The following is a 20,401-nucleotide window of genomic DNA, read 5'->3' as shown; positions in this document are numbered from 1 at the left end:
GGCTCGAAGCAACTCCCCCTTCCTACACTCGTGTTGAGGGGGGACTGCCTTGCACAGACGGCTGCACGGGCGCGGGGCGCTGTTCGACGTCGAGCCGGCCGGGCTCGTGCCGAGAATCGTCGGGTTACGGCCGTACCAGCATCGTGTCCTACCCCTCGAACACCCCGGCGAGCTGCCGTTCGTCGTGCTGACCGGGGCGCGGGGGCTCGGCAAGAGCGCGGTGCTCGGCGAGTTGCGGGACGCGTACAAGGGGCACACCCCGGTCGCGCTCGTCGACTGTGCGGAGGCGCAGTTCGCGGGGCCGCCGCCGGAGCGGCCCGCCGAGTCCTGGTCGCCGGTCGCGCAGGCGCTGCTCGTGGTCGCCGAGCAGCTCGCCGAGCCGGTCACCGGCGCCGGCCGGATCACGTTCCCGCGGCTGATGTCCGGCCTGGTCGCGGTGGCCGCCGGCGGCTGGGGCGACGCGGACTCGGAGCGGATCCGGCGCGAGGTGGAGCGGATCCTGCTGCTGAACGAGAGCGGCTCGTGGATCAGCGGCTTCGCCGGGCGGTGGGCCGGGAAGGTGACGGCGAAGGTCGTCGCCGCCGCGACCGGCACCGGCCCGCTGGTCTCCGGGGCCATCGAGGCCACCCTGGAGTCGATCGCCGAGGGCTTCGCCAGCCGCCGCCACCAGAAGGCTTCGGTCTGGTACCGGACGTACCCCAACGCGGGCGGGCACGCCCAGCGCGGGCTGATCCTGCTCTCCGGGCACTTCCGCGCGGGCGGCACCTCCCGCGAGCACGCCGAGCGCTACCTGGTGCGGGCCCTGCTCGCCGACCTGACCGAGGCGTACGCGGGCGTGCTGCCGCGGATGCAGCGGCTCGGCCGGCCGCTGGTGCTCGTCGACAACGTGCAGGCCGGGCCGGGGCCGGGCCTGCTGGAGGCGGTGCTCAGGGACCGCGCCGAGGGCCACGCCGACCAGGTGGCGTTCGTCGCCGGACTGCGCGGCGACGGCCGGGAGCTGCTGCGCGCCGGGATCCGGCGGGAGCTGGCCGGGGTCGCCCGGCGCAGCGAGTGGACGCCGGACCCGGCCGTGCCCTCCTCACGGGCGCTGCTGGTCGCGCTCCCGCCGCTGACCCCGGACGACACCCTGCACCTGGTCGGCGCCCCGGCCGCGCCCCGGCTTCCGCACGCCGTGCACCGGCTGACCGGCGGCAATCCGCTGGGCATCGCCGTGCTCGCGGAGGCCGCGGCCCAGTACCCGGAGCGGGCCGGCTCGCCGGCCGCCCTGCTCACCGCCGAGGTGCGGCTGGCCGACGAGGGCCCGGCCGCCCCCGCCTACCTCCAGCTCCTCGACCGGCTGGTCCCGCGGGACCGTCTGGACGAACTGACCGTGCTGGCCTGCGCCCACGACTACGGCTCGGCGTGCGCGCTGGCCGCCGCGCTGCTCCCGGAGGACTTCGGCCCGGCCGACGTACGGGCTCTGCAGGGCCGGCTGGTCCAGGAGGGCATGCCGGCCCGGTACGGGCAGTTCGTCGGCGACCGCTTCACCCGGACCCTGCTGCTGCTCCGGCTGCATCTGCGGGACGCCGACCACAGCGGCTGGCGCACCGCCCACGAGACCCTGATCGCCTTCTACGCGGCGGAGGACCAGGCCCGCTTCCGGCTGTACCTCCAGCTGGCGCTGGGGCGGACCGAGCCGGCGGTCGCCCACCTCCGCGACACCTTCCCGGTCATGGACACCCCCGCCTGGCTGCGCGTCCTGCGCTTCCTCGGCACGGCGCCCTACTTCCACGCCCATGACGCCGAGGGCCACGACTTCACCGGTCACGACGACCGGCGGGCGGCGGTGGCGCTGGGCCGCACGGACGCGGGCCAACGGGTGCCGGAGGGGGTGGATCCCGTACTGCATCTGCGCGTGCGGCGGTTGCTGCACGCGATGTGGTACCTGTCCGACCCGCTGGTGCTGCCCGACCCCAGGGTCGGTGACCGGCTGCGTTTCGAGCTGGAGCAGCTGTCCAACCTGCGTCCGGCCGACAACGCGCTGCTGTGGCAGGCCTCCCGGACCTGGCCGACCGCACTGGTGGGGGGCCTGCCGGCGGAACCGGACGACGACGAGGGCGACGACGAGCGGAGCGGGGTGGCGTGATGGCGGGGCGGGGCGTGGGCACGTGGTTGCGTGAGGGCGTCTGGGAGATTCCGCTCCGCCGCTATCTGGCCCTGCTGGTCACGGCCGCGGTGATCGCCGGGCTGGTCGTCGGGGTACGGGCGGCCGTCCACGACGACCGGTCCTGCGCGCCGGGGGTGGCCCGCCCCGAGGGCAGCGACGAGTGCGTGGGCGTGGCGACCGCCGCGTACGACTTCGGGCAGCCGCGGCTGCGGGACACCGTGCGGGCGATCGACCGCGAGAACGCCCGCCTGAAGCCCGGGAGTTACGTCACGGTCGCGGTGATGCTGCCGTACACCGCGACGGCCGCGGCCAGCCTCGCCGACATCCAGCACGAGCTCCAGGGCGCCTACCTCGCCCAGTACCAGGCCAACCACGACTCCAACGGCCAGTCCCCGGCGATCCGGCTGGTGCTGGCCAACCCCGGGGCGACCAGCAGGTACTGGCAGCTGATGGTCACGCAGCTGGCCGGTATGACCGGAGGCACGGACCGGCTGCGGGCGGTCGCCGGGGTCGGGCAGAGCACCGACAACAACAAGAAGGCCGTCAGGGAGCTGACCCGGCTGGGCATCCCGGTGGTGGGGTCGTCGATCACCGCCGACGACCTCGCCAACGGGCAGAACGGCAAGGACCCGTACCCCGGGCTGGCCCGGGTCTCCCCCACCAACACCGACGAGGCCCGCGCGCTCGCCTCCTTCGCGAAGGTGAGCGCGGGCCGGGCGCTGCTCGTCTACGACAAGCCGGGCGACCCCTACACGCGGACGCTCCAGACGTCGTTCGCGGCGCTGATCAAGGGCTCGCCGTACGAGCCGCAGCCGTTCACGCCGCCGGCCGACCGCAGCCAGGAGGGGACCACCGCGAACACCTTCCGGCAGATCACCAACCTGGTCTGCGACACCTCGCGGACGACGGACACGATCCTCTTCGCCGGCCGCCACACCCAGCTGCGGCAGTTCATCAACGCGCTGGGCGGACGGGGCTGCCAGGACCGGAGGTTCACGGTGCTGACCGGGGACGAGGGGTCGTACCTGACCGGTGAGACGAAGCTGGACCGCAGCGCCCTGCGGCACAACCTCTCCGTCCGCTACACCGCCCTCGCCCATCCGGACGCGTGGGGCACGGGCAGCCCGAGGACGGGCGGTTCGGCGGCGGACATGGCGACGCTGACCGGGCTGCTGAAGAGCGCGGCGAAGGCGCCGGCGGGGCCGATCGGGCCGGTCGCCCTGGAGGACGGGCAGCTGATCATCGGCTACGACGCGATGCGGCTCGCGGTGCACGGCATCCGCGAGGCGGTGCCGGAGGGCCGGTCCGTGCCGGCGCTGGCCGACGTGGGGTTGCAGTGGCCGCAGGTGAAGGGGTCGCTGCGGGTGGACGGGGCGAGCGGGTGGATCTGCCTGGACGCGCACGGGAACCCGTACGACAAGGCGGTGCCGATCGTGGAGCTGCGGGCGGAGGGCGGGTCACGGTTCGTGACCATCGCGTGGCCGGAGGGGAAGCCGCCGAGCGGGGAGTGTCTGCCGCCGTCGTGATCTGCGCCCTTGAAATCCCGGCGCCGCGCGCCTCGCAGTCACCCCAGGGAGTCAATCAGCTGTTCGAATCTGGTGCGCCAGCGCTGTTCCGTCTCCGCCTCGCCCTTGAACTCGTGCGTGAAGCGCAGGGTGCTGCCGGTCTCCCCGTCGCGTTCCAGGTGGAAGCGGATCCTGCCGCCGCCCTCCAGCGTGTACTCCGCGACGCGGTCGACGTCCCAGGCGGTCACCGTGCCCGTGCCCAGGTCACCGAGGGTGACCGTGCCGCCCAGTCTCGGTTGCAGGACGTCGGCCGGAGCGAACCAGGCGGCCAGGCCCTCCGGGGTGGAGAGGCTCGGCCAGACCTGGTCCGTCGGTCTCGGGAGCCGCACCCGGAAGTGGAGGATGTGCGTTCTCCCGTGGGTCTGACTGGTGCCCTGTTCTATGGAACCGGCCATGGCACCAGTGTCGCCCCTCGCCGGCTCAGACGCCCGCGTAGGAGTGCTTGCCGGTGACGAAGATGTTGACGCCGTAGTAGTTGAAGAGCCAGCAGCCGAAGGCGATCATCGCCAGGTAGGCGGCCTTGCGGCCCTTCCAGCCGGCGGTGGCGCGGGCGTGCAGGTAGCAGGCGTAGGCGACCCAGGTGATGAAGGACCAGGTCTCCTTGGGGTCCCAGTTCCAGTAGCGGCCCCAGGCGCTGCCCGCCCAGATCGCGCCCGCGATGATCGTGAAGGTCCAGAGCGGGAAGACCGCCGCGTTGACGCGGTAGGCGAACTTGTCGAGGGACGCCGAGGCGGGCAGCCGCTCCAGGACCGAGGTGGCGAAGCTGCCGGGCTTGCCGCCGCTCTCCAGCTTGCTCTCGTAGGCGTCCTTGAAGAGGTACAGGATGGTCGCCACCGCGCCGACGTAGAAGACCGCGCCGCAGAAGATCGCCGTCGAGACGTGGATGTACAGCCAGTACGAGTGCAGGGCCGGGACCAGCGGCTCGCTCGCCGTGTAGAGGACGGTGACCGCGAGGCCGAGGTCGAGCAGGACCGTGGTGATCAGGAAGAGGCCGAGCCAGCGGACGTTCTTCTTCAGGGCGAGGAGCGTCAGGTAGACGGCGACCGCGACCGTGGAGAACGTGATGTTGAACTCGTACATGTTGCCCCACGGCGCCCGCTGCACGGAGGCCGCGCGGGTGACCACGCCCGCCAGCTCCACGAGGAAGGCGAGGACCGTGAGGGAGATCGCGATCCGGCCGTAGAGGTCGCCCTGCTCGTCGCCGCCGTGCGCGCCGGGCCCGTCCGGCACGTCCCGCGAACCCGCCGCGGACCGGACCACGACCTGCGGCCGCTCCAGTACGGCGGTGCCGCCGGCCTTCTTGACCGTCACGGCCGGCGCCTTCTTCGCCTCCGCCGTGGTGGTGAGCGCGTTGGCGGTGCGCGCCACCCGGCTGCGGCTGCCGAGCAGCCACTCGAAGATGTAGGCGAAGAACGCCAGCGTGTAGACGGCCATCGAGGAGTAGACGAGCGTGTTGCTCATGCTCGCCAGATGCTCGTTGGTCGCGGCGAGGGTGGTTGCGTCGAGCGCGGTTGCGGCGGCGGAAGTCATCGCTTCTCAGCCCCTTCGGCAGGTACGACTTCGGGGTCGGGGGATTCTGCGGGGTCGTCGTCAGTGGTGTCGCCGGGGTCGGGGGCCCCCGGCGCCTGGTCGTAGAGGATCCCGGCGAGGTCGCCGAGTTCCTCGGGCACCTTCGCGGACTCGCTGCGGCCCAGCCCGCCCATCTCGACCACCGTCACGCCGTCGGGGCCCTGCACCGCGCGCACCCACACGCGGCGGCGCTGGATGAACAGCGAGGCGGCGAGGCCGAAGATCGCGGAGAGGGCACCGCCCAGCGCCCAGCCGCTGCCGGGCTCCTGGACGATCTCGAAGCCGGCCCATTCCTTGACGTCCTTCTCGAACGTCACGGACCCGGCGCCGTTCGGCAGCTGCATGGTCTGGCCGGGCTTGAGGTTGTCCCGGAACTGCGCGCCCTTGGAGTCCTTGAACTCCTTCATGTGGGTCTTGTCGAGCTGGTACACGCTCTGCGGGATACCCGAGTTGACGCCGAGGTCGCCGTGGTACGGCGTCAGGTTCAGCACCGGGTTGTCGAGCGCGGGGAAGCTGGAGAGCACCGAGGACCCGCCGGCGTACGTCGGCAGGAAGAACAGCGAGATGCCGAGCTGTTCGCCGACGCCCTTGGCGTTCTGGTAGCCGTCCATCACCTTCACCACGCCCTGGGAGGTGACGTTGCTGTCGAGCGGGAGCAGCGGGACTGCGTCGTGGTAGACGACCTTGCCCTTGCTGTCGCGGACGGTGATGACGGGCGCGTAGCCGTGGCTGACGAGGTAGACCTTGGCGTCGTCGATGTGCAGCGGCTCGTTCACCTTGATGGTGGTCCGCTTCGGCTTGCCGTAGGCCCCCTCGCTGTAGTCGACGTCCGCGGTGAAGGAGACCGCCGTGCCCTTGCTGGGGCCGCTGGTCTGGTAGGTGGCGCTGAAGTTCTTCAGGTCGAAGCTGAACGGCACCAGGTCGTCGGTGCTGAACATGGAGCCGGACTTGAAGTCGTCGTACTGGAGGAGCGAGTTGGCGAACCCGTCGCCCTCGACGACCAGCTTGGTGCCGTCCGACTTGTACATCTGGCCGGAGGCGAAGGCGATCAGCAGCACGATCAGCGCGATGTGGAAGACCAGGTTGCCGAACTCGCGGACGTAGCCCTTCTCGGCGGCGACCGCGTCCCCGGCGAGGTGTGCGCGGAAGTGCCGCTTCTTCAGCAGCTTCAGCGCCGCCGCACGGACCTCGTCCGGCTCGGCCGCGGTCCGCCAGGTCGTGTACGCCGGGAGCCGGTCCAGTCGCTTCGGCGCGCCCGGCGGACGGCCGCGCAGCTGGCCCACGAACTGCCAGGCGCGCGGGATGATGCAGCCGACGAGCGAGACGAACAGCAGGATGTAGATCGCCGAGAACCACACCGAGCTGTAGACGTGGAACAGGCCGAGCTTGTCGTAGACCGGCGACAGCGTCTTGTGGGCCTTCTGGAACTCGGCGACCTTGTTGATGTCGGCGCCGCTCTGCGGGATCAGCGAGCCGGGGATCGCGCCCAGCGACAGCAGCAGGAGCAGCAGCAGCGCGACCCGCATCGAGGTGAGCTGCCGCCAGAACCAGCGGGCCCAGCCGACGACCCCGAGCCCGGGGGCGGCCGGCGGCTCGGCGGGGGCGGTGGAGAGCTGGGAGCCCGCCGCGCCGAGGTCCGGCTCGGTGTTCTCGGTTTCGGTCTTGCTCATCGATCAGATCCCCACAGTGAAGCCGTTGGACCAGCCCTGCATCTCCTGCACGAGGCTGTCCCAGGCCCCGGTCAGCAGCAGCACACCGGTCACGATCATCATCGTGCCGCCGATGCGCATCACCCAGACATAGTGGCGCTTGACCCAGCCGAAGGCACCGAGGGCCTTGCGGAAGGCGACCGCGGTGAGCACGAACGGGACACCGAGGCCGAGGCAGTAGGCGACGGTCAGTATGGCGCCTCGTCCGGCGCTCGCCTGGTTGATGGACAGGGACGTGACGGCCGACAGGGTCGGGCCGATGCACGGTGTCCAGCCGATCCCGAACAGCGCGCCCAGCACCGGCGCACCGGCGAGACCGGCCACCGGTCGCTTGTGGAAGCGGAACTCGCGCTGGGTGAACCAGGGCATCATGCCCATGAAGAACACGCCCATGGCGATCATCAGCACGCCGAGCACCTTGCTGAGGGTGCCGGACTGCTCCTGCAGGGTCTGGCCGAAGTAGCCGAACAGGGCCCCGCCGGAGACGAACACGGCGGTGAAGCCGAGTACGAAGAGAGTGGCGCCGGCTGCCATGCGCCCCCGCCGCGCCTCGGCCAGGTCGGTGCCGGCGACCCCCGTGACATACGAGAGGTATCCGGGCACCAGGGGCAGCACGCACGGGGAGAAGAAGGAGACGAGCCCGCCGAGCAGCGCGATCGGCAGGGCGAGCAGCAGCGCGCCGTTCATGACCGTCTGGTTGGTGCCCGTCGTCGCCGCGAGCGTCAGGAGTGCGCTCACGTCACTTCTCCGCGACGACCGGCTTGATCATCTTCAGCAGGCTCTCCTCGCTGAGCGCCGCCAGCGAGCGCGCCGCGACCTTCCCCTGCCGGTCGAGTACCAGGGTGGAGGGGATGGCCTGCGGGTTGAGCGTGCCCTTCTTGAAGCGGAGCATCAGCTTGCCCGTCGGGTCGTACAGGCTCGGGTAGTCGATGCCGTTCTGCTTCTCGAAGGCGACCGCGGAACCGGTGCTGGTGTCGCGGGTGTTGATGCCGACGAACTGGACGCCCTTGCTCGCGTACTCCTTGGCGACGGAGGCGAAGTTGGGGGCCTCGGCCCGGCAGGGGCTGCACCAGGAGCCCCAGACGTTGATGACGACGACCTTGCCCTTGTAGTCGGCGACGTCCAGGGTGCCGCCGTCGATGGTCTTGCCGGACAGGTCGGGAGCCGCCGCGCGGTGGCCCTCCGCGACCGTGTCGATGCCGTCCCTGCCGGTGACGAAGTTGGTGTTGCCGCCTCCGCCGGAGGTGCCGCCGTTGCCGCACGCGGACAGAGTCAGGGCCGCCGCGGCGGCCGTGGCGCCAAGCAGGACGGCGCGGCTACGGGTACTCATGTGAAAAGTTTCGCATGCCCGTTCTGGGGATCTTGCGCACCCCCCTCGCGAAGGGAGGTGCGCAAGCGTCTCACCCCGGAACGGCAGATCTGACCTGCGAGAACCCGGTTTCGACGGGACGCCGGGCCGGGACGGGCCGAGGAGGTTGCCGGTCTTGGCCGTGCTGCAGGGAGAGGTGCGCCCGGCCGGTCCGGGGTCGCTCCTCGGCCTTCAGAGGAAGGCCTTCCAGCCACCGGCCGGCCGCTGCCCCACGTCCAGGGTGCGCAGCTTCGTCAGTACCGCCGGCTTCTGTACGTCCATCCAGTCCACGAACTGCCGGAAGGAGACCAGGCGCACGTCGGCGCCCTTCTCCTTCTCCCGGGCGATGTGCTTGAAGGCCTGCTCGACGGCGTCCATGTAGATGCCGCCGTTCCACTGCTCGAAGTGGTTGCCTATGAAGAACGGTGCCCGGTTCGTCGTGTACGCCCGCTCGAATCCGGATATGTAGGCCTGGGCCGACTGGGTCCGCCACCCCGGGTAGTTGTAGGCGGGGGCCTTGGTCGAGTTGACCGACTGGTTGGCGAGCATGTTGTAGTCCATGGAGAGGACCTCGAAGGAGCGGCCCGGGAACGGTATCTGCTGCAGCGGCAGGTCCCAGATGCCCAGCTTCTTCTCCGGCCAGACCTGGCGGCCGCCGGGCGAGGAGGCGTCGTAGCGCCAGCCGAGCTCGCGGGCGGTGGGCAGCAGGTTGTTCTGGCCGAGGAGGCAGGGCGTACGGCCGCCGACCAGCTCCTTGTCGTAGTCGAAGGGGAGCGGCGGCAGGTCGGTCCAGCCGGAGTTGGTCCGCCACTCCTTCACGAACGCCTTGGCCTGGTCTATCTCGCTGCGCCACTGCTTGGGCGTCCAGTTGCCGACGGTGCCGTAGCCGCCGCAGAAGTGGCCGTTGAAGTGGGTGCCTATCTCGTGCCCTTCGAGCCAGGCCCGGCGGACGTTGGCGAGCGTCGCCTTGATGTGCTCGTCGGTGAGGTAGCCGATGTCGGAGGCGCCGCGGGGGTTGTTCGGCGGGTCGTAGAGCCGCTTCTTCGACTCGGGGAGCAGGTACAGCCCCGAGAGGAAGAAGGTCATGGACGCGCCGTGCTCCCTGGCGAGATCCAGGAAGCGCGGGAAGAGGCCGGTGCCGACCTCGCCTGCGCCGTCCCAGGAGAAGATCACGAACTGCGGCGGGACCTGGCCGGGCTCCAGCGGCTCGGGGGCGGCGGGCTGGTGGGGCTGCTTGCCGGTGCTGGCGGTGGAGCCGTCGCCGAGGGGGCGGGCGGTGATCCTGGGCTTGGGCGTTCCGGAGGGAGTCCCGCCGGAACCGCCGGCATGGGTCGCCCCGTCCGACGATGTGTGGGTCCCGCAGCCGGCGAGGCCCAGTCCGGCCGCGGCGCCCGCGCCGACGCCGAGCATTCCCCTTCGGGTGAAGGTCCGCATGGTTCCCCGATTCGTCACGTCCTCTGGTGGTCACCCACTCAGAGGGCGGGACGAACAGGGAGGTTCCACAAGGAACCACATATTTTCAGACTAATCTCATGAAGCAGGTCTGGACGGCGCGGAGTTCACGCCCCGAAGGCCTTGTCCTTCCCCTTCACCGGCTTGGCACCGGCCCGGAGGTGGGCCGGGACCAGGTCGATGGCGGGCTCGGAGTAGCCGACAGAAACGATCCTGTCGCCCTCGTATGTGAAAGTCGTCAGGGAGGCGAGGGTGCACTGCCGCTTGCGCGGGTCGTGCCAGAGCCTGCGGTTCTCGACGTACGACCGCAGGATCCAGATCGGCAGCTGATGGCTGACCAGCACGGCCTCGTGTCCGCGGGCGCGGTCCCTGGCCGTGTCCAGCGCGTTCTTCATCCGCACGACCTGGTCGACGTACGGCTCGCCCCAGGACGGCCGGAACGGGTTGACGAGGTACTTCCAGTTGGCGGGATTCTTCAGCGCCCCGTCGCCGACGCCGAAGGTCTTGCCCTGGAAGATGTTCTCGGCCTCGATGAGCCGCTCGTCGGTGGCGAGGTCGATCCCGTGCGCCTTGGCGATCGGGGTGGCGGTCTCCTGCGCACGCTCCAGCGGCGAGGCGACGACGTGCGTCACGTCCCGCGGGGCGAGGTGCTCGGCGACCCGGTCGGCCATCTGCCGCCCGAGCTCGGAGAGGTGGTAGCCGGGCAGCCTCCCGTACAGCACCCCCTCCGGATTGGCGACCTCCCCGTGCCGCATCACATGCACGACGGTGATGTCCCGCTGCCCGCTCTGCTCACTCTGCTGGCTCATGCTGCCGTGGCCTCCGCGGCCGCTCGGGCCGCCGCCGGGAGGGCGTCGGCGATCTTCTGGACGGCCCGCTCGTCGTGGGCCGTGGAGACGAACCAGGACTCGAAGGACGACGGCGGCAGGTAGACGCCGTCGGAGAGGAGGGAGTGGAAGAAGGCGGTGAACCGGAAGGACTCCTGGCCCCGCGCGTCCTCGTAGTTGCGCACCGGACGGTTGGTGAAGAAGACGGAGAACATGTTGGAGGCGGTCTGCACCTGGTGCGCGACGCCCTCCTTGTTCAGCGCCTCGCCGACGAGTCCCTGGATCTGCTCCGACACGGCGTTGACCTTGTCGTACGCCGCGTCGTCGAGCAGCCGCAGCTGGGCGAGCCCGGCGGCGGTGGCGACCGGGTTCCCGGAGAGGGTGCCGGCCTGGTAGACGGGCCCGGCCGGGGCGAGGTGCGCCATGACGTCCGCCCGCCCGCCGAAGGCGGCGGCCGGGAAGCCGCCCCCCATGACCTTCCCGAAGGTCATCAGGTCCGGCACCACCCCGTCGATCCCGAACCATCCGGCCCGGCTCGTCCGGAACCCGGTCATGACCTCGTCGGAGATGTACAGCGCGCCGTTCTCGCGGCAGGCGTTCTTCAGCCCCTGGTTGAACCCGGGCGCGGGCGGCACGACGCCCATGTTGCCCGGCGAGGCCTCGGTGATCACGCAGGCGATCTCCCCCGGGTGCCGGTGGAACGCCTCCTGCACCGCCTCCAGGTCGTTGTACGGCAGCACGATCGTGTCGCCGGCCTGGGCACCGGTGACACCGGGGGTGTCGGGCAGCGCGAAGGTGGCGACGCCGGACCCGGCGGCGGCCAGGAGGCTGTCGACGTGACCGTGGTAACACCCGGCGAACTTGATCACCTTGGTGCGCCGGGTGAACCCGCGGGCGAGCCGGATGGCGCTCATGGTCGCCTCCGTCCCGCTGCTGACGAGCCGCACCTGCTCCAGGGGCTCGATCCGGGCGACCATCTCCTCCGCGAGGGCGACCTCGCCCTCACCGGGGGTACCGAAAGAGGTACCGCGGGCGACGGCTTCCTGGACGGCGGCGATGACCTCGGGGTGCGAGTGCCCGAGGATCATGGGCCCCCACGAGCACACGAGATCGACGTACTCGCGCCCGTCGGCGTCCGTCAGGTAGGCCCCCTTGCCGGAGACCATGAACCGGGGGGTGCCGCCGACGGCGCGGAAGGCGCGCACCGGGGAGTTCACGCCGCCGGGCGTGACGGCGGAGGCACGGTCGAAGAGCGCCTGTGAGACGGGCGCGTCGTAGGGATAGGGCGTTTCGCTCTGGGCACTCATGACGTGCGGCTTCTCCGACTTCTCGGACTCCGGATGCGTGGTGACCTCCTCAGGGTAGGCCGAGGACCGGGCTCTCCTCGCAGCGGAGGACGGCGGTCCCCGCACAGCGCCCGGGGCATCTGCGAGACTGTGACCCGATACACCCAGCTCATCCGGTACGCAGGCGGCCGGAGGCTGTAAAGATCCTGCGGACTGATGTTTCGACGCACGTTTCGGCGGGCGGCCGTGGGGGAGGTCACTGACACGATGATCGGGTTGCGCGGCGGGGGCCACGCGTCCTAGAAAAGCAGTCGGGTGGAGATATGCATCGCGGTGGCGGACTGGGCGAGGGGACCGATGACCTGGGTCCTCGGCGTGCCGAACGGGGAAAGCACCGGCGCGACGCGGAGGAATCGACCGAAGCAGCACGTCACGAACAGGGCGTACCGAGTGAGTCGGAGCGGCGCGACCGACGTATCGATCAGCGGGACCGCGATCAGAGGGATCGGGGCCAGCGCAGCGAGCGGCGGATCGACCGTCTGCAGACCGGGAGCAGGAATGGTGGTCGGGTGGGGGTGACGTACAAATACTTCGGCGCACCGGACGGCGCGACCGCGGCCCGGGTCCCGATCTCGATGCGCCCCGAGGAACTCGGCGGCGACGAGCTCGGCATGAACGGCATGTTCACGAAGATCAAGCCGGAGACCATGGCCGCGATGGTGCTGACGGGCATCGAAGGCGTGCCTCTGCACAAGGTGCCGCCACTGGAACTGGTCGTCCTGCACCCCGACTACGCCGTGGTCAAGCTCCCCATGACGGTGGTGGACCCGCTGCGCGGCATAGGCGAGGAGGCGGTCGGCGCGGCCGCCTTCATCTGGTCGACGGTCCCGGACCGGGGCGGCCCGAGGGACGCGTTCAACGTGTACCAGCTGCTGCACGAGTGGCAGGACTTCTCGCATCGGCTGCATGAGGCGGGGCATCAGCCTTATTGCCTGGTGTGGCCGTGAGCCTCGATTTCACAGATTGTGGGCGGGGTTTTCGAACCCCGCCTTTTTCGTGTGGCCGAAGGAGCAGTCGGGCGGCCCGGAGCTGTCCCGGGCTCGGCGGCGCTGGTCACCGGTGCGCCCCGCTCTCGCCTTCCGAAGTGGGTGACCGGGGTTTGCGGTGCCTGCCGGTGCTACGGCACGAAGCCGGCCGAGCTTCGGGTACTCGATCTCCCGCTGCAGGTCGACGACAAGCCTCTCGTCGCCGATCGACGTGATGTAGCCGTCCAAGTCGAATCGCAGCCGAGCAGGGTCGCGGCTCGTGCCCGATCTGGTGGTGGTTCCAGATCAGCGTCGCGTCGTGGAACTGCTCGTCGGTGATCTGGCGCTGCACCGGAACTCCCTGGCCATCCCGGCAGGGAGCGGCCGAGGCGGCGGCCACGTCATGGGGCCGGGCCGGGCAGCGAAGCACTGCTGGAGCGCCGGAGCAGAGCCCGCCGCGATCATGGGAGTCGGCGGTGGTACTGCTGGTCCTATCGTCGCGTCTGGCGGCACGCGGCTGCGGGCGAGGACGATGGCTCCCGAGAGGCGACCGTCGATGGTCGCCCCCACCCCCCGTCTCGCGCTGGAGAAGCAATGGCGGCGACCGCCGACTTCAATGCACGCAATATCGAGGAGTTCCGCGCGAACCACGGGCAGTTGGGCGGGGGTTTCGCCGGGGCCCCGGTGTTGCTGCTGCACACCGTCGGCGCTCGCTCGGGCGCGGCACGCGTCAATCCGATGATGTACCTGGCCGACGGGGGCCGTTACCTGGTCTTCGCCTCGAAGGCGGGCTCCGACCGCAATCCGGACTGGTACCACAACCTGCTCGCGCATCCCCAGGTCAGCATCGAGGTGGGCGACGACGTCGTCGCCGTAGAGGCTGTCGAGCTGCGCGGCGCCGAGCGCGACACCGCGTTCGCGGAGCAGGCCCGCCGTTATCCCGGCTTCGCCGGTTACCAGCGCAAGACGCAACGCGTGATCCCCGTTGTCGCGCTCATACCCACGGGTGAGGGCAGGGCATCCGCCGACCGTACAGAACGGACATCGTCGTGAGCATGGCGTATCCGGCACCGTCTGATCAGCAGCAGAAGCTCGAACGGCTGGACGGCGGACGGTTCGCCGTGCCCCTGGACAGCGCCGCCGGCGGCGGGCAGCTGACCGTGGGACGGTTCAGCGTCGCCAAGGGCGAGGCTCCGCCGTACCACGGCGGCATCGTCCACCCGCCCGAGAACGTTCCGCACGGCCACCGGATCGCCTCCGACACCGCCGGCCTGTACGGCCAGATCATCCTCGGCCCGCCTCGCTGAACCACCACCCCGCACCTCTCCACCTGCGCAGTCACCCCGTACGAAAGGCACCACCATGTCCGAGCAGCAACGCCGCGACCTCGACGAGATGCTCCGGCACGCCCCGCTCGACGTCGGAGGCGACGTGGCCGAAGCGCGCGCCGTCTTCCACGAGATGATGACCTCGATACCCCTGCCCCCCGGTGTCACCACCACCCCCGGCCGCCTCGACGGCGTCCCCGTCGTCACCGTCGACACCCCGGGCAGCGATCCGTCCCACGTCCTGCTGTACTTCCACGGCGGCGCCTACGCCATCGGCTCTGCCGCCGACGCGGCCGGCCTGGCTGCCGACGTGTCCCGGCGCGTCGGCGCACGCGCCGTCTGCGTCGACTACCGGCTGGCCCCCGAGAACCCGTTCCCCGCGGCCGTCGACGACGCGGTCGCCGCGTATCGCGCTCTGCTCGACCAGGGCGTCTCCGCCGCCCGGATCGCTTTCGTCGGCGAGTCCGCCGGCGGCGGCCTGGCGGTCGCGACGCTGGTCGCCGTCAAGGAAGCGGGACTGCCCCAGCCCTCGTCGGCCGCAGTGTTCTCGCCCTGGGCCGACCTCACGGTGTCCGGCGCCAGCGCGACGGGCAAGGCCGCCGTCGACCCCGCGCTGACCCAGGAGGCCCTGCGCACCCGGGCCCGCGACTACCTCGGTCCGACGACGTCCGGCAGCGAACCGCTGGCCAGCCCGGTCTTCGCCGACCTGACCGGCCTGCCGCCGCTGCTCGTCCAGGTGGGCTCGCACGAGATCCTGCTGGACGACGCCGTACGACTGGCCGCTCGCGCAGCCGCCGACGACGTCCGTGTCGAACTCCAGGTCTGGCCCCGAGTCCCGCACGTCTTCCAGTCGTTCGCCGTCATGCTCGACGAAGCCGACGAGGCACTGGAGTCCGCCGCCGCCTTCACCCGGGCCCACTGGACGGCCGCCGCCAAGGCCACCGCCAAGGCCACCGCCAAGGCCACCGCCAAGTCTTCCGCCGGGGCGGCGCCGGCCGCCTCGCTCCTGTCGTAACGGCACCCCCTCGCACCACACCTGCACGAACTCCCTTGCCCCTGACGGGTTTTACCCAGACGTGGGAGAGCAGATCCACTGCGGGCAGAGCGTCCGAACGATGATGACCGCATGGCACCGACGAACAACTTCGGCATCGCCCTGCGAGGCTGGCGGGAGCGCCTTTCGCCCTCGGCGAGCGGGCTGGAGTCCACCACCGGCCGGCGCATCCCCGGTCTGCGCCGCGCGGAACTGGCCGACCTGGCCGGTGTGTCGGTCGACTACGTGGTGCGGCTCGAACAGGGCCGCGCCCGCAACCCCTCCGCCCAAGTCGTCACCGCCCTGGCCAGGGCCCTGCGCCTGGACGCCTCGGAACGCGACCACCTGTTCCGCTGTGCCAACCTGGCACCGCCCTCCGGCGGCGCCGTACCACTGGAGGTACCGCCGAGGGTCCACCGGCTCGTCCAGCAGCTCGGCGACATACCGGTCGCCGTCTTCGCGGCCGACTGGACGCTGGTCAGCTGGAACCGGATGTGGACCACCACCATCGGTGACCCCCGCACCTACGACTGGGAGCAGCGCAATCTCGTCGCCGGGATGTTCCGCTCCCGCGCCGGTCACCGGGTCGATTCCATCGCCGCCTGGCCGGTACGGTCCTGGGCCGGCGACGAGGCCGAGGAGGAGTCCCTCGTCGCCGACCTGCGGGTCACGGCCGCGACCTATCCGGGCGACGTCCGCCTCAACCTGCTCGTCGACCGGCTGCTGCACACCAGCCCCCGCTTCGCCCGCCTGTGGTCCAACGGCACCGCGAGCCTCCACACCGGCGACCGCAAGACCATCGAACACCCCGTGGTCGGCGACCTGAGCCTCGACCTCGACGTCCTCATGGTCCCCGGGTCGGATCTCCGGATCGTCACCTACACGGCCGTCGCCGAAACCGACGACGCCGAGAACCTGGACGCCCTGCGCACGGCCCGCCAACGGTAGTTCGCCGACGCGGGACCACCGCCCAGGAGGGTGGGAACAGCGGTACCACCCCGCCGGCCTGCCGATGAGCAGTGGCCGCCCCGTGGACGGGAACGTGTGTGTCATCGTCTGGTGCCATGACCATCTCGACCGAGCAGGTGCCGTCCGAGGACGTGGAGACACGGGCGGCCGCCGCCGAGCGGCTCACGTTCTTCGGAGACGCGGTGATCGCCATCGCGCTCACCCTGCTGGCACTTGAACTGCCCGTGCCGGAAGGATCCACCAACTCCGCCCTCCTGCGGTCGGCGTGGGCGGACCGCGCGGGCTACCTGGCGTTCCTGATCAGCTTCGTGGTGATCGCCGCGCACTGGCGAGCCCACCACCGGGTGTTCCGGTACGTCACCGCCCTGAACGGTCGGCTGACAAGCTTGACCGTGTACTGGCTGCTCCTGCTGGTGATCACCCCCTTCGCGACCGACGTGATCAGCGGCCACGGCGCGTTCCAGGTCCGGTTCGTCTTCTACGCCACGGTGCAGTTCGCCGCCTGCGTGCTGTTCCTGCTGATGGTCCGGGAGATCCGCAGGGCCGGCCTCCACCGGACGGACGCCCCGGCCGAGGCGTTCTCCCTGGTGACCCGCCGAAGCGCCACGGCCGCGGCGGCGTTCCTGGTGTCCGTTCCGATCTCGTTCCTCACCGCGTACGCGTATCTGTGCTGGATCCTGATACCGGTGATCGGCCCGTCGGCCCTCGCCCGCCTGCGACGCCACGGGCAGACCTGAGGGCACGGTCCGCGTCCGGCAGGTCATGGCGAGCCGGGGTCGTCCGACTGATCACGGCGCGTCGTGCTCGTCCGGTCGAGGCCGGCCAGGAACTCCTCGACCAGCACCGGCGCGCGGGTGCGCACGAGCCCGGGCAGCATCAGCGCGTAGCCGTACAACGGTCCGACGACCGCGTCGAAGTAGCCGAGCGCGTCGACCGAGGGCTCCCCACGCGCGGCGGCGCGTTCGAGCATGGCCCGGACCGTGTCGGTGCGTTCGACCAGCGCCCGCTGGCAGGCCCCGCCTTCGCCCTCGCCCTCTCCCTCTCCCTCTCCCTCTCCCTCTCCCTCTCCCGCTCCCGTGCCGTTGCCGGCGATGATCAGCGCCCGCAGCACGAACCGCCTGTTCTCGCCCGTCAGATCGTCCACCAGCGTCGTCGCGTGCGCGCGGATGTCACCGGCCAGCGTGCCGGTGTCCGGCAGGGGCGAGCGCTCCGGCTGGAGGGCCCAGCCGGCCCGCCTCTCGTCTACCTCGGCCGGTGAGAGCCGCCGCCTCCCGACAACCCGGTCACTGCCCCGGCCCGTACTGCCACCGCCCCGGGCACCGAGCGCGTGGCCCGGTCGGGTGGCCACGTGCCGCGCCGTGGGCCGTCGCGGCAGCGACACTGGCTGCGGCTACGCCATGAGACGTCTCGTAGGCCACCACGAAGGGCGCCCTGGAGACGACCCGTGCTGCTCCTCGCAGGTTTGACGCCGGCGACAAGTCGGCGTCACCGAACCGATCGGATACGGCCGCACTCCCGGCCCCGCTCAAGGCCGTAAGAAACTCCTCCGGGCAGGCTTGCGCCTCTTCCGCGGTGCTGGAAGAACTCCGGACACCGGAAGGCGCCGCTCCGCAGCCCGCTTCCGCAGCCCGCTTCCGCAGCCCTGGAGACCTCGGGCGCTGCCATGTGGCCGCACACGCTCCGCAGGGAAGTGCGAATGCGCTGCTCGTCCGGGGTCCGGGCCGGTGCGGACCCCTCGGCGCGGGTTGGCGCCGATTACCCGTGAGGCCGTTGCCTTCGGCAGGATGAGCGCCATGACCGAGATCCGTACACCCCGTCTGCTCCTGCGTCGCTGGGACGACGACGACCTCGTGCCCATGGCGGACATCAACGCGGACCCCCAGGTCATGCGCTGGATCGATGACGGCTCCGTGCGCGACCTCGAGCACACCGCGGAAGCCATCGAGCGGTGGGAGGAGGAGTGGGACGAGGAGGGCTTCGGGCTCTTCGCCGTCGAGCTGCTGGCTTCGGGGGAGCTCGCCGGCTTCACGGGTCTGTCCGTGCCCGAGTTCCTGCCGGAGGTACTGCCCGCCGTGGCGATCAGCTGGCGGCTCGGTGCACAGTTCTGGGGTCAGGGATACGCGTCCGAAGCCGCCCATGCCACGCTGGAATTCGCGCTCCAGGACCGCGGCCTCGACCGCGTCATCAGCATCAGCCGGCTGGGCGACGACGCCTCCGAGAACGTCATCCGCAAGCTCGGCATGGTGCCGGAGCGTGAGACGGTGCACCCGGCGCTCGGCTTCCCGCTGCGCGTTCACGCCATCGATCTCACCGAGTTCCAGGCCTGAGCCGACCGGGCCGTCGATCACCCAGGGACAGGAATCCGGGCGCCCGGCCAGGCTCCGCGCCAGGTGACCCGACGTGACGTGTCCCAGGGGGCACGGAGCTGTGCCGTCTGATCGAGGACAGCTCGCGATGCGTGATCGCCGGTCGCCCGATCCGACCGCACGACGTGCCCGGGCCGTGGAAGACGGCGCGCTACGGGCGGTCGGCGCCCCGATCGTGGGACGGGGCGCGGGCGCGGTATTCGCGGTCATGCGGTGCGACGGGTTCAGTCGCCGGTGCGGATCGCCCGCGCCAGGAAGTGGTGTGGGGTGTCCTCGTAGCAGGACAGGTGCCAGCCCGCCGTCCGGAGTGCGGGCCGCAGGTTGGGCTCGGCGAGGAGGTCGGTGGGGTCGAGGGGGCGGCCGTGGCGGGCGGCGCGTTCGGTGCGGCCGGACGGGTGGAAGAGCAGGAGGACGCCGCCGGGGGCGGTCACGCGGGCCCACTCGCGGAGGGTGGGGGCGGGGTCGGGGACGTGGTCGACCAGCCCGGCGCTGAAGATGCCGTCCAGTGCCGCGGTCGGCAGCGGGAGCCGGCCGGCGTCGGCCAGGAGCAGAACGGTGCGCCCCAGCCGCGCCGCGGCCGTGAGCATCGCCGGGGTGACGTCCACGCCGAGCACGGTGCCCTCGGCGCCGACCCGGGTGCGCAGCGCGGGAAGTGCCCGGCCGGTGCCGCAGCCCACGTCCAGCACCCGTTGCCCGGGGCTCAGTTCCATTCTCCCGACCGCCGCCGCGTACCGGGGGCCGTCATCGGCGAACCGTTCCTCCCAGGTGGCCGCGCGCCGCGTGAAGAAGGCCCGGGTCGCCGTCCGCCCGGCCCGCTCCGCGGCGAAGGCGGCGAAGCGCTTGAACACGCCGTCGCGGTGCCGGGCCAGCGCGGCCAGCTCCGCCGGCGCGGACTCGACCAAACCGGGTGCGAGGGCCGCCTCCGCCGGGTAGGCCCCGGCGAACACCCCGACCGCCGCCTCGTCCACCTCCAGGTGGAACTGCATCCCCCACGCCGAGCCGCCCACCCGGAACGCCTGCACCGGGTAGCGGCCGCAGGAGGCGAGGAGCGTCGCCCCGGCCGGCAGGTTCATCGTGTCGGCGTGCCAGTGCAGCACCCGCAGCCGCTCCGGAACGGCGGCGAACAGCAGGTCGTCGTGGGCGGCCCCGGTCATCCGTACGGCGTCCCAGCCGACCTGCGCTCCCGTGCCCGGTCTGGCAGTACCGCCCGCCGCGACCGCCAGCAGCTGCGCGCCCAGGCACACCCCGAGCACCGGCACCTCGGCCGCCAGCGCGGCCCGCAGCAGCGCCAGTTCGGCCGTACGGCCCGGGAAGTCCGCGTACGCGGCCGTCGGACCGCCCAGCACCACCAGGCCCACCAGGTCGTCCACCGTGTCCGGCACCCGGTCGCCCGCCCAAGTGCGGCAGACCCGCACCGGCAGCCCGGCCGCCTCGATCGCGGTCCCGATGGCGTACGGCCCTTCGCCCGGTGCGTGTTCCACGATCTGGATCACGGGCCACCACCTCCCGCACGACCGTACCCGGGCAGCGGCCTTCGGCAAACGCAGATACGAAGGTGAGAGCATGGTTCATGCCGTACTTGCAACTCCGGTGACGGGTTTTGCATTGCATATGAGGCCGAGCGACTCACCGTGGGGCGGCCGGCCACGGCGTCCCGGGGAGTGAACGCTTACCCTGCACGGGAAAAGCAGATCCACGGGACGAGACGACTGGACGACGAGAGCGGGGTGGTGATCGTGGCCGACGAGGGTTCCCCCGGGCCCACGGACCCCGGCCCC

The 20,401-nt window shown here is 71.3% G+C and carries 19 protein-coding genes; 9 read left to right on the top strand and 10 right to left on the bottom strand.

Annotated elements, in window-relative coordinates; translation table 11 throughout:
* Positions 1 to 49 precede the first annotated feature (49 nt).
* Positions 50 to 2,125, top strand: a complete 2,076-nt coding sequence (locus ACFZB3_RS09625) for a hypothetical protein (protein ID WP_391372383.1) — start codon at positions 50 to 52, stop codon at positions 2,123 to 2,125.
* Positions 2,125 to 3,672 (top strand): hypothetical protein, encoded by a 1,548-nt coding sequence (locus ACFZB3_RS09620; RefSeq protein ID WP_391372380.1) that lies wholly within the window; start codon positions 2,125 to 2,127, stop codon positions 3,670 to 3,672. Before ACFZB3_RS09625 ends, ACFZB3_RS09620 begins: the two co-directional genes overlap by 1 nt.
* A gap of 38 nt (positions 3,673 to 3,710) precedes the next feature.
* On the opposite strand, the gene ACFZB3_RS09615 is transcribed toward ACFZB3_RS09620, so the two are convergent.
* The 8 genes from ACFZB3_RS09615 to hemL all read right to left on the bottom strand — a co-directional run bounded on the left by ACFZB3_RS09615 (position 3,711) and on the right by hemL (position 11,923).
* The gene (locus ACFZB3_RS09615) at positions 3,711 to 4,106 is read right to left on the bottom strand and encodes an SRPBCC domain-containing protein (protein ID WP_391372377.1); all 396 of its coding nucleotides are present in this window, start codon (positions 4,104 to 4,106) and stop codon (positions 3,711 to 3,713) included.
* A gap of 25 nt (positions 4,107 to 4,131) precedes the next feature.
* Positions 4,132 to 5,241 (bottom strand): c-type cytochrome biogenesis protein CcsB, encoded by a 1,110-nt coding sequence (ccsB, locus tag ACFZB3_RS09610; protein WP_391372374.1) that lies wholly within the window; start codon positions 5,239 to 5,241, stop codon positions 4,132 to 4,134.
* Complete coding sequence (locus tag ACFZB3_RS09605; RefSeq protein ID WP_391372372.1) at positions 5,238 to 6,950, bottom strand: cytochrome c biogenesis protein ResB; 1,713 nt, start codon at positions 6,948 to 6,950, stop codon at positions 5,238 to 5,240. Before ACFZB3_RS09605 ends, ccsB begins: the two co-directional genes overlap by 4 nt.
* Before the next feature lie 3 nt (positions 6,951 to 6,953).
* Positions 6,954 to 7,727, bottom strand: coding sequence for a cytochrome c biogenesis protein CcdA (locus ACFZB3_RS09600; protein ID WP_391372369.1), 774 nt, complete (start codon positions 7,725 to 7,727; stop codon positions 6,954 to 6,956).
* Between the two features lies 1 nt (position 7,728).
* A complete protein-coding gene (locus ACFZB3_RS09595) occupies positions 7,729 to 8,319 on the bottom strand; it encodes a redoxin domain-containing protein (protein ID WP_391372366.1) in 591 nt (196 codons plus the stop codon).
* 210 nt (positions 8,320 to 8,529) lie between these two features.
* On the bottom strand, positions 8,530 to 9,771 hold the full coding sequence (locus tag ACFZB3_RS09590; protein ID WP_391372363.1) for a hypothetical protein: 1,242 nt from the start codon (positions 9,769 to 9,771) through the stop codon (positions 8,530 to 8,532).
* Positions 9,772 to 9,896: 125 nt separating this feature from the next.
* On the bottom strand, positions 9,897 to 10,598 hold the full coding sequence (locus ACFZB3_RS09585; RefSeq protein WP_391372360.1) for a histidine phosphatase family protein: 702 nt from the start codon (positions 10,596 to 10,598) through the stop codon (positions 9,897 to 9,899).
* Positions 10,595 to 11,923 carry a glutamate-1-semialdehyde 2,1-aminomutase gene (gene hemL, locus ACFZB3_RS09580; RefSeq protein ID WP_391372357.1) on the bottom strand — a complete coding sequence of 443 codons (1,329 nt, stop codon included), beginning with the start codon at positions 11,921 to 11,923 and terminating at the stop codon, positions 10,595 to 10,597. The genes ACFZB3_RS09585 and hemL overlap by 4 nt, the downstream gene beginning before the upstream one ends.
* A gap of 302 nt (positions 11,924 to 12,225) precedes the next feature.
* Between hemL and ACFZB3_RS09575 the strand changes: the two genes are divergently transcribed.
* The 6 genes from ACFZB3_RS09575 (at position 12,226) to ACFZB3_RS09550 (ending at position 16,994) form a co-directional block, all read left to right on the top strand.
* Positions 12,226 to 12,909 (top strand): hypothetical protein, encoded by a 684-nt coding sequence (locus ACFZB3_RS09575; protein WP_391372354.1) that lies wholly within the window; start codon positions 12,226 to 12,228, stop codon positions 12,907 to 12,909.
* 612 nt (positions 12,910 to 13,521) lie between these two features.
* Complete coding sequence (locus ACFZB3_RS09570) at positions 13,522 to 13,980, top strand: nitroreductase/quinone reductase family protein (protein ID WP_391372352.1); 459 nt, start codon at positions 13,522 to 13,524, stop codon at positions 13,978 to 13,980.
* 2 nt (positions 13,981 to 13,982) lie between these two features.
* A complete protein-coding gene (locus ACFZB3_RS09565; protein ID WP_391372350.1) occupies positions 13,983 to 14,234 on the top strand; it encodes a hypothetical protein in 252 nt (83 codons plus the stop codon).
* Positions 14,235 to 14,289: 55 nt separating this feature from the next.
* The gene (locus tag ACFZB3_RS09560; protein WP_391372347.1) at positions 14,290 to 15,270 is read left to right on the top strand and encodes an alpha/beta hydrolase fold domain-containing protein; all 981 of its coding nucleotides are present in this window, start codon (positions 14,290 to 14,292) and stop codon (positions 15,268 to 15,270) included.
* 111 nt (positions 15,271 to 15,381) lie between these two features.
* Positions 15,382 to 16,236 (top strand): helix-turn-helix domain-containing protein, encoded by an 855-nt coding sequence (locus ACFZB3_RS09555; protein WP_391372345.1) that lies wholly within the window; start codon positions 15,382 to 15,384, stop codon positions 16,234 to 16,236.
* Between the two features lie 116 nt (positions 16,237 to 16,352).
* Positions 16,353 to 16,994, top strand: a complete 642-nt coding sequence (locus ACFZB3_RS09550) for a TMEM175 family protein (protein ID WP_391372342.1) — start codon at positions 16,353 to 16,355, stop codon at positions 16,992 to 16,994.
* Positions 16,995 to 17,017: 23 nt separating this feature from the next.
* Here the strand turns inward: ACFZB3_RS09550 and ACFZB3_RS09545 are convergent, their stop codons facing one another.
* A complete protein-coding gene (locus tag ACFZB3_RS09545) occupies positions 17,018 to 17,605 on the bottom strand; it encodes a TetR-like C-terminal domain-containing protein (RefSeq protein ID WP_391372339.1) in 588 nt (195 codons plus the stop codon).
* Positions 17,606 to 18,050: 445 nt separating this feature from the next.
* Here ACFZB3_RS09545 and ACFZB3_RS09540 point away from each other — a divergent pair, with 445 nt between their 5' ends.
* On the top strand, positions 18,051 to 18,584 hold the full coding sequence (locus ACFZB3_RS09540; protein ID WP_391372336.1) for a GNAT family N-acetyltransferase: 534 nt from the start codon (positions 18,051 to 18,053) through the stop codon (positions 18,582 to 18,584).
* A gap of 263 nt (positions 18,585 to 18,847) precedes the next feature.
* Here the strand turns inward: ACFZB3_RS09540 and ACFZB3_RS09535 are convergent, their stop codons facing one another.
* Complete coding sequence (locus ACFZB3_RS09535; RefSeq protein ID WP_391372333.1) at positions 18,848 to 20,116, bottom strand: methyltransferase domain-containing protein; 1,269 nt, start codon at positions 20,114 to 20,116, stop codon at positions 18,848 to 18,850.
* Between the last annotated feature and the right edge of the window lie 285 nt (positions 20,117 to 20,401).

The sequence above is a fragment of the Streptomyces sp. NPDC008092 genome (assembly GCF_042957285.1).
Taxonomy (GTDB): domain Bacteria; phylum Actinomycetota; class Actinomycetes; order Streptomycetales; family Streptomycetaceae; genus Streptomyces.
The sequence above is the reverse complement of the archived record's forward strand: the minus strand, read 5'-3'. Positions and strand labels throughout refer to the sequence as shown.